Origin of the sequence: Devosia sp. (genome assembly GCF_040509215.1) — a bacterium.
Taxonomy (GTDB): Bacteria; Pseudomonadota; Alphaproteobacteria; order Rhizobiales; family Devosiaceae; genus Devosia.
In genome coordinates this window covers 1-11559 of record NZ_JBEVLL010000159.1, presented here as the reverse complement: position 1 = coordinate 11559, position 11559 = coordinate 1, and the positions used below count along the sequence as shown (strand labels likewise).

Sequence of the window (11559 nt, the reverse complement as noted above, 5' to 3'; positions counted from 1 at the left end):
AAAGATCGATGATCTGGTCGGCCACCTCTTCCGGCGTACCAAGCACCAGCCGGTGGTATCCTTCTGATCGCCGGACCGCTTCACGCGCCGTCAGCTTTTCGTGCGTCAGCAGGTCCGAAAGCCCGAGGCCCATGCCCACGGCCTGCAACCGGTTGGGATCGGGAATAAAACTCTCGCCGTCGAGCACCACATCCGGATCAAACGTATCCGGATCCAGTCCATTCTCCTTGATGAACCGCTTGATCAGCCCATCTTCCGAGCCCGCGCCACTGAAGAGCTCATGTTTGCGGTAGGCCTCCTCGCGCGTGTCCCCGACGATGGCGACAAGCCCCGGTACGATGCGGATTTCCGAAGTGTCGCGGCCGATCTCCCGAGCGCGATCAAAGACTTTCTTGCGGAAAGCCTGGCCCGCCGGGCGCGAGAGAATGTTGCAATAGATGATCTCGCCATGCCGCGCCGCAAGGTCGATCCCGCCTTCCGAAGCTCCTGCCTGCGCGATCACCGGATGCCCCTGCGGCCCCCGCGGAACATTGAGCGGCCCCTTAACCGAAAAATGGTCGCCGACATGGTCGATTGCCTGGGCCTGGCTCGCATCCCAGAACCGCTCGGGCGGCACTTCGCCCGCGCGTCGTGGGTCCCAGCTCGCCCAGAGTTTCTTGGCGACATCCAGGAATTCGCGCGCCTTGGCGTAGCGCACATCGCGCGGCGGCAGCGGCTCGCTGCCGAAATTGGCGGCAACCCCGGGATTGAACGAAGAGACGATGTTGATGATCAGCCGGCCGGCCGAAATGATATCGGTCGACTGCGTCCGTCGTGCCAGATTGTAGGGCGAATTATAGGTCGAAGACATGGTCGCAACGAAGCCGATGTCAGGCACCTGCGCTGCTAATGCCGTTACGAGGATCAGCGGGTCTATCGTGTGAAACGGCCGACTGTTCGGGTCCGTCATCATCGCGGGATGATCGGAGAAAAAGACGGAGTCAAAGCGCCCGCGATGGGCCAGTTGTGTCAGCCGCAGATAGTAGGCCGGGTCGGTGATTTCCTCGCGCGTCCCGGTGCGATACTTCCAGGCGCTGCCCAGATAACCCGTTGTATTGATGCCGACATTGAGATTGAGGCGGCGCCTGTAGTTGGTCATGTCAAAGTCCCGGCAGTCGTCTCAATAGGCCGCAGTAAAGCGGCGACGCACGAAGCGTCCCTGTTCGAGCTCATCGAGGATGGCCACGGCGAAGTCGGCCTCGGAAATGCGGCTATTGCCTTCGGCATCGCGCAAAAGCTGGTCCTCGCCGAGACGGAATTTCCCCGTGCGCTCGCCGGCTTTGATCTCGAGCGGCGGCGACACATAGGTCCAGTCGAGATCGTATTCGCCTCGCTTGAGAGCACGCACGATCTCACGGTTTCGCAGCGTATGCGCCTTGTGGTCTGCGGGATAAAAATCGCTGTCGACCACATCGACGCCGGGGCTCGCTTCAAGACTGCCGACCCCACCCACAAGGATGATCCGCTTCACTCCGCCCAGCTTGACCCCTTCGAAGAGCGATTCATGGGCGCGGCGGATGAGTTCGGCCGCCTCGTCGGCCGAGTGTTTTCGCAGACCCGGGCTATAGGCCGAGATCACGGCATCATGACCGGAGACGATCTTCGCTACAGCCTCTGTATCGGCAAGGTCAGCCGTCAGCGCGGTGAGGTTGGGTTCCGCCTCGAGCGCACTCGAATTGGTGACGGCGGTGACGCGCAGACCGCGCGACAGCGCTTCCTTGCGGATATTGCCGCCGATATTGCCGGAGGCGCCGAAGACGACGATGGACATGGAGTGGGGCTTTCTATGGTTCTACTCGGCGGCAACGCCCTTGAGGGCGCGACCGGCGGCGACATTGTTCTGCATGGCGGTGAGCGAGGAGCGCACGGCCTCGTAGCCGTGCTCGCGCATGGCGTTTTCGTAGTCGTTGAGCGCGGTGAGTATGGGCTTGCCCCGCTGGCGCGCGGCCACGAGCTGCGGCACGAGCAGGCCCGTGTCGTAAAGCGCGGTATTGCCGCCCAGAGCGCGGAAATATGTCATTGCGTGGATGGAATCGCCCAGAAGCGTCACCGGGCCGGTTTCCCAGATCGCACCAGGCTGTGACGAGCGCACTTTCAGCAGGGCTACGGTCGACGGATCGGTGTGGCGAATGAGCTTGAGAATGCGCTCGTCCCAATGGCTGATCTTTGCCAGCAGAACCTGCAAGAGTTCCGCGCCACCAAGGGTTTCGAGCACATCGTCTGACGCAAGCTCATCTAACTCATAGGCCGTGTTCCACCAGACATAGCTGGTGGTGTTGTTGAAGTGGAAACCAGCAATATCCCTGTGGGTCGGATCGTCTGTGCCGATGACGCCATGATGATCGAAGGCCGAAGGATCAACGCGATGACTGGTGATCATCAGGTTGTGGCCCTCGGTGGGGCGGATATTGGCATTGGTGTCGAGCAGGACGGCTTCGATTTCATGCGCCGCTGCGGCGTCGAGCGTCATCTTGCCGGCAAGCCGACGAACGCCCGTGTCTATGCTCTTGAGATCAGGCAGCAATTGACGTCGAACGGCAGAGCCCGCGCCGTCAGCGCCGACGAGGATATTGGAACGCACCCGCGACCCGTCGGCAAAATGCGACAGCACCGTGCCTTCTGGCTCGATCTCGTAGCGCAGGAACTGCTTGCCGGTCTGGATAACGTCTTCCAGACCCGACAGTAGGATTTGCCGAAGGGTGATGCGGCTCACCGATTTTTCGACATGGGTGTCCTCGACGCCGCGGCCCCAGGCGCTGCTCTCCACCGAGTTGAAATTCTCGTCGAGCGCGGTGTTTTCGGTCGGCGCGCGGCCAAGCGTTGCGAGAAACGCTTCGAAAAGATGGGCCGGCAGATTGGCCTCCAGCGCATCGAGGCCTCGTTGCCGCAGGCGCAGCCGAAACCCCTGCACGTAGTCGGCGCGCACGGTATCGCGCTCGAACACGGCCGCCTCGATGCCGTTCTTCTTGAGGCCCTGGGCAAGCGCTAGCCCGCCCGGACCGCCGCCGATAATGGCGATATCGACAAAGGGAGTGGTCATGCGGCCTCGCTGCGCCGGGCGGCGTCAAGCGCGCGTGGATCAATCCAGGCAGCGACGTCGAAGTCGGCGGGAATAAAACCCCATTCGAGGAGGAAATCCTTGAAATGGGAGAGGGCGTCGATCTGCTCGTCTTCGAGCGTGAGTTTGAGGTGGCGATGGACATTTGGGCCATTGGCGGCCCAGATCGCCTCTTCGGCGACGCCGATTTCCCGGGCGATGAAACGCACCGTGTCCTCGGGATGCGCCTCAGCCCAGGCGCCGACACGATCGACCGTTGCCACCAGTTCAGCCACGAGATCGGGCCGCTCATCGGCAAATTTCGCATCGACCGTCAGCGGGCGCGGCGTGCCGTTGTTGATGCGGATGCGGGCATCCGAATGGAAGCCGAATTCCGAAACTACGGTCGCGCCAATCTGATTGGCCAGCACGAGGCCTTCAGCGCCCTTGACGAAGAAGGCGTCGATCTCGCCGCGGGCGAGAGCCAGCAGTTCCTCGCCATAGGGGTAGCGGCGCTTGAGGCCGAGGAAGGCCGCATTGCTGATTTCGAGCAAAGCCGGCTCGCGCGCATCGAGATAGACGATCTCGACATCCCCTGCCGTCAGGCCCTCCAGCGAGAGCGCCGAGACGATGCCCTTGAGCGCCGTGGCACGCTGGAAGTCGACTATGCCACCAGCTTGCCGCGGCACGCCGACCTTGCGGCCTTTGAGGTCTTTGGCCGACTTGATGCCGGTCGCCGGCAGAGAGATGACTGCCTGGAATTCATCGGTCGTCGTGATGCCGACGATCCGCGTTTCGCGCCCGCCCGAACGCGCCCAGATCGGCGGGATATTGCCGCCCTGGCGGAAGGACCAATCAAGCGCATGCGTAAAGTGGCTCTGGCGAACGGCCGGGTCCTTGCTGTCGCGGATCGAGGCCACTTTGACGCTCTGGGTACCAAACGCGTCGTCTACCCAGCCAAGCTGAGCGGCGATGGAGAGCGGCGTTGGGGCAGGGCAGCGCGTGTACCAGACGGATTTAGGTTCCTGGCTCATCTCTGTTTCCTCAGGCGCTGGCAACGAGGCGCGGACGCGTCGGGGTGCGAACGGCGACCGGCTCCACCGGCTCGTCCTTGCGGGCCGCGTAGCGGGCGAAAGCGCCCTTGGCCAAAATGGTGCGGATCATGTTGTTCTGCGGCGCATGGGCTTTGCCCGAAATCGCGTCGCGATGGTGCCGCTCGAGCGGATGATCGCGGCTGATGCCGGGATTGCCGCCGAGATCGAGCGCCAGGGTCGTCGCCAGGATGGCATTCTCGATGACCACATGCTTGGTCGCAGCCGAATCCGACCCGAAGGGACGGCCGGCATCAAAGTCCTCGGCAATCGTGCGCAGCAGGCGTCGATTGGTCGCGAGCCACACTTCGATCTGGCCGACGCCATCCTGAATGCGCGGAACGGTCGAGAGCGGCGCGCCGAGACTGGCGGGGGCGCGGGTGCTGGTGAAATCAACCAGCCAATCGCGCGCCGCGCGGGCAGCGCCGTCATAGATCGATGGGACCAAGGTAAAATACCAGGCGCCAAGCCGCTCATCGCGCTTGAGGCCTTCGGTGGCTAGGGCGATGTCGAGCACGTCCTCGATATCGATGGCGACGTCGTCGAGGATCAGGTCATGGCTATTGGTCGCGCGCATGCCCGTGGCATTCCAGGTCTTTTCAACCCGAATACCGTCGGCATCCGTCGGCACGAGGAAGGAGCCGAGGCGCGGTTCCGGCTCGTCGGTGACGGCGAGCACGGAAACCCATTTGAGGAGCGGAATACCCGTCGCATAGGTCTTGTGGCCGGTGATGCGCCACTGATTGCCCACCTTGCGCGCCACCGTTTCCGGCAAGCTGCCATGCGAGGGCGAACCGACGCGCGGCTCGACTTGGGCTGCGTTTAGTAGGGCCACACCTTCGAGATTGGCCTTGGTCACGCGCTCGATCAGATGCTGCGGCCACTTGCCCGAGGCGCGGATGCCATAATGCTGGCTGTAGTGCATCGCCAACACCAGCGCCGTCGATGGTTCGCCTTGCGCCACGGCCGAGACGACGGCGAGCGCTTCGGTGAGACCCCCGCCAAGGCCGCCATGCTCGGTTGCAGTCACAAGGCCGAGCAGACCTGCTTCGTGCAGCGCATCGAAATTGGCGAAGGGAAACTCGCCAGTCTCGTCATAGTGCCCGGCGGTGAGGGCAAAGCGCCGGCCGAGATGCTCGGCCTTGGCGATATAGGGGGTGAAATCGGTGGTCATGTCAGTCCTCGGAATTCAGGCGACGGCACGGATATCGACGCCGTCCCAAGGCCGGCGGTCGACCCAGGCGTTGATGTCAAAATCGCGTTCGAGGAAGCCCCACTCATAGAGGAAGTCCTTGTAGTGACCGATGGCGTCGACCAGCTCGGGCTCGAGGCCCAAGCCCAGATGCTTGTGGAGGTCCGGACCATTGGCGGCCGCCACGACTTCCTCGGAAGCGCCGACTTCGCGGGCGACGAAACGGCGGACATCATCGGGATGTGCTTCGGCCCAGTCGCTGGCGCGATGCAGCGTTTCGATGAGGCGCGCGACGAGGTCCGGCCGGTCCTCGGCAAGGCGCTCGTCGACGGTCAGCACGCGCGGCGAGCCCGAATTGATGCGGATTTTCGGATCGGGGTGGAAACCGAACTCGACGACCGTATGGGCGGCGATGAGATTGGCGACGGCAATGCCGCTGGTGCCCTTCACATAGATGGCGTCCACCTCGCCGCGCAGCAGGGCGGCGATTTCGGCCCCGTAGGCCTGGCGGTTGCGCAGCCCATAAAGCTGCGGTCCTTCGCGGCCATCGAGCACGGAATCGGTCAGCGCGATGTCGACGATCTCAACCTGGTCATGACGCAGGCCTTCGAGCGACAGGGCCGAGACGAGGCCTTTGAGCGCCGTCGCTGCCATGAAATCGACGATCCCCGGCGGGCGACGAGCAATACCGAAGCGGCGGCCGACCAAGTCCTTGGTGGTTTTGATGCCGCTCTCGGGCAGGGTGATGATGGCCTGGAACTCATCGGTCCAGGTGATGCCGACAAGGCGGGTCGGATTGCCTTCCGAGCGTGCGCGGATCGGTGGGACATTGCCGCCGTGGCGGAAGGAATAGTTGAGGTGATGGTCGAAATGGCTCGACCGGATAGCCCGATCCTTGCTGTCGATGATCGAGTTGAGTTTCACGCCTTCCTTGGCAAAGGCTTCTTCCAGGAGACCCAATTGCACCGCCAGGCCAACAGGAGTGGGCACGGGGCAGCGCGTGTACCAGATCTCGGAAATCGTGTTCTTGATCGTCATGCCTCGTCTCCTGTTGGCGGGAGCAGGTTTTTCCAAACCGGCATCCCAATGCGTTTGTCTGTTTCCGTCTTGCCCTGCAAGGAGCAAGAAATTTGCGCCAATGACCGAAAATGGCCTGTCAGTAAGAAGCTAGTTCCTGAAATGGCGCAAAGTCAGGATGAATTTGCCAAACCAGATTTGACAAAGCCTATAAAACTAGTCAACATAAATTTCGTAGGCTGAACCCGAGGCCGAGCGTCGCTCTCTTGGGATGCCGCAAGGACCCCGTTGCTCCTATCGAGTGAAAGAGAAAGCGTTCATGTCAGCTCTGCTGCGCATATTGAGGACGTTGCGACGCACGCTTCTCCAAGCCGTGCCCACCATCCTCGGCATCATCATTCTCAATTTCTTCCTGCTGCAGCTTGCGCCCGGCGACGCCGCCGATGTGATGGCTGGCGAAGCCGGTTCGGCGACGGTCGAAAGCATGCAGGCACTGCGCGAGCGCTTCGGTCTCGACAATCCGGTCCTCGTGCAACTCGTCAATTATCTGGGCAACCTGGCCCAGTTCAGCCTCGGCTTCTCGCCGCGCTATGGCATGCCGGTGACCGAGTTGATCGGCCAGCGCCTGCCCGGCACGTTGACGCTGATGGCCATGGCTCTCGCCATTGCCATTCTCATCGGCCTGACACTCGGTTCGCTGATGGCGGCCTTCTCCGGCCGCCTGCCGGATCGTCTGCTGTCGATCTTCGCGCTGCTCTTTTATTCCGTGCCCGGCTTCTGGATCGGCCTGATGCTGATCGTGCTGTTCTCGGTGACATTGGGCTGGCTGCCGAGCGGCGGGGCGGGGACGATCGGCTCGTCCTATACCGGCTTTGCCGCCATCATCGACAAGGCGCGCTACATGGTGCTGCCGGCGACGTCGCTCGCGCTCTTCTACGTCGCCATTTATGCTCGCCTGACCCGCGCCGCCATGCTCGAAGTCAAGAACCAGGACTTTGTACGCACCGCCTATGCCAAGGGCCTGTCGCCCGTGGTTGTCACCGTCAAGCACGTGCTGCGCAACGCGCTCATCCCCATCACCACCATGGCCGGCATGCATGTCGGCGGCATGCTCGGCGGTGCTGTGGTGGTTGAGACTGTCTATAGCTGGCCCGGCCTCGGGCGGCTTGCCTTCGAGGCAGTGATGGGCCGCGACTACACCGTTCTTCTGGGCATTCTGTTGCTGTCGTCCATCCTGGTCATTCTGGCCAATGCACTGGTGGACATCGCCCAGGCTTGGCTCGATCCCCGCATCGGAGAGCAGAAATGACGACCGAAACCGCCGTCACGCACGCCGTTTCGCCAGTACACTCGCGCGCCAGCGCCAGTCAGGCCGAAAAGCCGGATGCGTCTCAATGGCATAACATCAAGGCACCCGATGCCCGCACCACGCGCACCGCTACGGTCTCCGTGCCCGCCGGTCGCCGCGAACTAGCCGCCTTCCTGCGCAACCCTAACGCGCTCTTTGGTCTGGTGTTTCTATCCCTGATGGTCGCTGCCGCCCTCATCGCGCCGATTGCCTTTCCCGGCGATCCGTTGGGCATGGTGGGCAAGCCATTCCTATGGCCCGGCCAGGATGCGGCTTTCCCTCTCGGCACCGACTCCATGGGCCGCAACGTATTGGCGGGGCTTTTCCATGGCGCACGCATCTCGCTTTTTGTCGGCCTGACCGCAACGGCCCTGGGCCTCGGCGTCGGCATCACCGTCGGCTCGCTGGCCGGCTATTTCGGGGGCTGGGTCGATGACGTGCTCGTGCGCATCATCGAAATCTTCCAGACCCTGCCGAACTTCGTGCTGCTGGTCGTGCTCGTCGCCATCGCCCAGCCTTCGGCCACCACTGTGTCGGTCGCCATCGCCATCGTCAGTTGGCCCATGGTGGCTCGGCTTACCCGCGCCGAATTCCGAGCCATCCGCGAGAAGGACTATGTGGTCGCCGCACGCAGCCTCGGCTTCCACCATCCGCGCATTATCTTCAAGGAGATCCTGCCCAACGCCCTGCCGCCGCTGATCGTTACGGCCTCGGTCATGGTCGCGACCGCCATCCTCATGGAATCGGCCCTCAGCTTCATGGGCCTGGGCGATCCCAACGTCGTTAGCTGGGGCTCGATGATCGGCAATGGCCGCGAACTGATCCGCACGGCCTGGTATCTCACCTTCCTGCCGGGCCTCGCCATCGTCTTCACCGTGCTCGCCCTCAACCTGATCGGCGACGGTCTCAACGACGCGCTCAACCCGCGCTTTTCGGAGGAACGCTCGTGAGCCCCGCATCCAGTCGTCTTCTCGAGGTCGAAAACCTCACCGTCCGCTTCGGCTCCGCCGATCCGGTCCGCCATCTGAGCTTCTCGGTCGATCGCGGCGAAACCGTCGCCGTGGTGGGGGAATCGGGCTCGGGGAAATCGCTCAGCGCCCTGGCCCTGATGCGCCTCCTGCCGCGCAATGCGCAGATTCCGAATGGTCGGATCACCTTCGAAGGCACCGATCTGCTGAAACTCTCCGACCGCGACATTCGAAAGGTGCGCGGCAGGGAGATCGCAATGATCTTCCAGGAACCAATGACGAGCCTCAATCCTGTCGCCACCATCGGTAACCAGATCGTGGAAGTGCTGCGGCTCCATGAAAAGCTGAGCAAAAAAGAAGCGCGTGCCCGCGCCATCGAACTGCTCAACCTCGTGAAGATCCCCGATGCTGAAAAGCGCGTCGACGATTTTCCGCACCAGCTTTCCGGTGGCCAGCGCCAGCGCGTGATGATTGCCATCGCGGTTGCCTGCAAACCCAAGCTGCTGATTGCCGACGAACCGACCACGGCACTCGATGCGACCATCCAGGCGCAGATCCTTGAGCTGCTCGACGAATTGCGTCGCAAGCTGTCGATGGGCCTCCTGCTGATCACCCACGATCTTGGCGTCGTCTCGCGCTGGAGCGACCGCGTCGTCGTCATGTATCACGGCGACAAGCTCGAAGAGCTGCCCGCGTCCGAACTGTTCTCGCCCGATAGGCACCCCTATACGCGCGGACTGGCTCAAGCCTCGATCCGGCTCGAAGACGGCGTGCACTACACCTCGCGCACCCTCTCCGAAATCCGTGTGGTCAAGGATGCCAACGGGCAGAACGACTACCAGATCCGCCAGCCCGTCCCCCGCAATTTGCCACCTGTCGCCAATGACGACGAGCCGATCCTGCAGGTGGATGGCCTCTCGGTCACCTATTGCACTCGCAATCGCGAAAACCGCGCTCTCGACAAGGCAACGCTGACCCTCGCCAAAGGCGAAACGCTCGGCATCGTGGGTGAATCCGGCAGCGGCAAGTCGACCCTTTCCAAAGCCATCATGCGCTTGGTCAACGCTGAAAGCGGTAGCATCCGCTTCCAGGGACAAGAGATCACCGGCCTCGGCCCTCACCAGCTCCAGCCGGTTCGCCGCGACCTGCAGATGATTTTCCAAGACCCCTTCGGGTCGCTCAACCCGCGAAAATCGATCCGCGACATTCTCGAAGCGCCGCTCATCGTTCATGGCGTACGCGACGCCGCCGAGCGCCGCCGTCGCATCGATGAAACTTTCGAGCATGTGCGCCTCCCGCTCTCGGCAGCGGAGCGCTATCCGCACGAATTTTCCGGCGGCCAGCGCCAGCGCATAGGCATCGCCCGTGCCCTGATCCTGCGGCCCTCGCTCGTCATCTGCGACGAGCCGGTTTCGGCGCTCGACGTGTCGATCCAGGCACAGATTCTCAATCTGCTGGTCGATCTCAAGCGCGATCTGGGGCTCAGCTATCTCTTCATCTCGCACGATCTGGCGGTGGTTCAATACATCTCCGACCGCGTCATCGTGATGAAGGATTCCCGCATCATCGAGGAAAGCGATCACAAGACGATCTGGCATTCGCCCAAGACCGACTATACCCGCGCGCTCATCGCCGCGGCGGCCGGCGGCGAAACGCGGAGCAGGGCGCTCGCTTCCTGACCTCAATTCCACCTTCAATACAAAAGACCATGGTGTCGGTTTACGGCACCACGAACAGGGAGTTTTCCATGGTCGACTATCGCTATCTCGGTCGCAGCGCGCTGAAAGTGTCGCCGATCACTTTGGGCACCATGATGTTCGGCAATCAGACGCCGGATGACGTTGCCTTCCGCATCATCGACAAGGCGCGCGAACAGGGCATCAATTTCATCGATACGGCCGACGTCTATCACGATGGCAAGTCCGAGCAGACCGTCGGCAAGGGCATCAAGAAGCACCGCGACGACTGGGTGCTCGCCACCAAATTCGTCAATTCGCGCGATCCCAAGCCCAACAAGGGCGGCTATTCGCGAAAGTGGGTTTACGAGACCGTCGAGAATTCGCTGCGCAATCTCGATACCGACTATATCGACATCATCTATTTCCACCGTGCCGTGTTTGACGCCTCGCTCGAGGAGCCCGTCCGCGCCATTGCCGATCTGATCAAGGCCGGCAAGCTGCGCTATTTCGGCGTGTCGAACTTCCGCGGCTGGCGCATCGCCGAAGTGGCGCATCTCGCTGACCAGCTCGGCATCGATCGCCCGATCGCCAGCCAGCCGCTCTACAACATCGTCAACCGCACCGCTGAAGCCGAGCAGCTTCCGGCCGCCGTCGCCAATGGCCTCGGCAATGTCTCCTACAGCCCACTCGCTCGCGGCGTGCTCACCGGCAAGTACAATGTCGGCGAAGCGGCCCCGGCCGATAGCCGTGCCGGCCGCGGCGACAAGCGTATGCATGACGTGGAATTCCGCGAGGAATCCATTGAAGTTGCCAAGAAGGTCGCTGCCCACGCTGCCGCCAAGGGTACGACGGCCGCCGACTTCGCGCTGGCATGGGTGCTGAACAACCAGCTCATTACTTCGGCCATCGCCGGTCCGCGCACTGAAGAGCAGTGGGATGGCTACATCCGCGCTCTCGATGTGAAAATCGACGCCGACGACGAAGCGTTGGTGGATAGCCTCGTGGCGACCGGCCACCCCTCCACTCCGGGCTTTACCGATCCGGGCCACCCGGTCGAAGGTCGCGTGCCGCGCTCGGCCGCCGGGTCTGCGCAGATCATTCCGTTGAGCCGCACCCAGCGCGTCGCTTAAGCTTCTCGGATTGCGTTTGAGGGGCCGGCATCTTGCCGGCCTTTTCGTTTGTAACTGG

Annotated in this window: 10 protein-coding genes; 4 read left to right on the top strand and 6 right to left on the bottom strand. The window is 62.5% G+C overall.

Annotated elements, in window-relative coordinates:
- The 6 genes from ABW043_RS08785 to ABW043_RS08760 all read right to left on the bottom strand — a co-directional run.
- The coding region (locus ABW043_RS08785; RefSeq protein ID WP_353920838.1) for an NtaA/DmoA family FMN-dependent monooxygenase at positions 1-1138 on the bottom strand (1138 nt) is incomplete at its 3' end.
- Between the two features lie 21 nt (positions 1139-1159).
- On the bottom strand, positions 1160-1810 hold the full coding sequence (locus tag ABW043_RS08780) for an NAD(P)-dependent oxidoreductase (protein ID WP_353920837.1): 651 nt from the start codon (positions 1808-1810) through the stop codon (positions 1160-1162).
- A 21-nt stretch (positions 1811-1831) separates the two neighbouring features.
- Entirely contained in the window at positions 1832-3079 is a 1248-nt protein-coding gene (locus tag ABW043_RS08775; protein ID WP_353920836.1) for an FAD-dependent oxidoreductase, read from the bottom strand.
- Complete coding sequence (locus ABW043_RS08770; RefSeq protein ID WP_353920835.1) at positions 3076-4110, bottom strand: ABC transporter substrate-binding protein; 1035 nt, start codon at positions 4108-4110, stop codon at positions 3076-3078. The genes ABW043_RS08775 and ABW043_RS08770 overlap by 4 nt, the downstream gene beginning before the upstream one ends.
- A 10-nt stretch (positions 4111-4120) precedes the next feature.
- Entirely contained in the window at positions 4121-5341 is a 1221-nt protein-coding gene (locus tag ABW043_RS08765; protein ID WP_353920834.1) for an acyl-CoA dehydrogenase family protein, read from the bottom strand.
- Between the two features lie 15 nt (positions 5342-5356).
- Positions 5357-6397: an ABC transporter substrate-binding protein gene (locus ABW043_RS08760; protein WP_353920833.1), complete on the bottom strand. Its 1041-nt coding sequence runs from the start codon at positions 6395-6397 to the stop codon at positions 5357-5359.
- 298 nt (positions 6398-6695) lie between these two features.
- Here ABW043_RS08760 and ABW043_RS08755 point away from each other — a divergent pair, with 298 nt between their 5' ends.
- From ABW043_RS08755 to ABW043_RS08740, 4 genes are all read left to right on the top strand, one after another.
- Positions 6696-7685: an ABC transporter permease gene (locus ABW043_RS08755; protein ID WP_353920832.1), complete on the top strand. Its 990-nt coding sequence runs from the start codon at positions 6696-6698 to the stop codon at positions 7683-7685.
- Positions 7682-8674: an ABC transporter permease gene (locus tag ABW043_RS08750; protein ID WP_353920831.1), complete on the top strand. Its 993-nt coding sequence runs from the start codon at positions 7682-7684 to the stop codon at positions 8672-8674. The genes ABW043_RS08755 and ABW043_RS08750 overlap by 4 nt, the downstream gene beginning before the upstream one ends.
- Positions 8671-10371, top strand: coding sequence for an ABC transporter ATP-binding protein (locus ABW043_RS08745; RefSeq protein ID WP_353920830.1), 1701 nt, complete (start codon positions 8671-8673; stop codon positions 10369-10371). Before ABW043_RS08750 ends, ABW043_RS08745 begins: the two co-directional genes overlap by 4 nt.
- A 68-nt stretch (positions 10372-10439) precedes the next feature.
- On the top strand, positions 10440-11501 hold the full coding sequence (locus ABW043_RS08740) for an aldo/keto reductase (RefSeq protein ID WP_353920829.1): 1062 nt from the start codon (positions 10440-10442) through the stop codon (positions 11499-11501).
- Positions 11502-11559 lie beyond the last annotated feature (58 nt).

What these genes read in the sequence shown, in the direction of transcription:
- ABW043_RS08780 (WP_353920837.1), bottom strand. Translation starts at nt 1,810, where the DNA reads ATGTCCATCGTCGTCTTCGGCGCCTCCGGCAATATCGGCGGCAATATC.
- ABW043_RS08775 (WP_353920836.1), bottom strand. Translation starts at nt 3,079, where the DNA reads ATGACCACTCCCTTTGTCGATATCGCCATTATCGGCGGCGGTCCGGGC.
- ABW043_RS08770 (WP_353920835.1), bottom strand. Translation starts at nt 4,110, where the DNA reads ATGAGCCAGGAACCTAAATCCGTCTGGTACACGCGCTGCCCTGCCCCA.
- ABW043_RS08765 (WP_353920834.1), bottom strand. Translation starts at nt 5,341, where the DNA reads ATGACCACCGATTTCACCCCCTATATCGCCAAGGCCGAGCATCTCGGC.
- ABW043_RS08760 (WP_353920833.1), bottom strand. Translation starts at nt 6,397, where the DNA reads ATGACGATCAAGAACACGATTTCCGAGATCTGGTACACGCGCTGCCCC.
- ABW043_RS08755 (WP_353920832.1), top strand. Translation starts at nt 6,696, where the DNA reads ATGTCAGCTCTGCTGCGCATATTGAGGACGTTGCGACGCACGCTTCTC.
- ABW043_RS08750 (WP_353920831.1), top strand. Translation starts at nt 7,682, where the DNA reads ATGACGACCGAAACCGCCGTCACGCACGCCGTTTCGCCAGTACACTCG.
- ABW043_RS08740 (WP_353920829.1), top strand. Translation starts at nt 10,440, where the DNA reads ATGGTCGACTATCGCTATCTCGGTCGCAGCGCGCTGAAAGTGTCGCCG.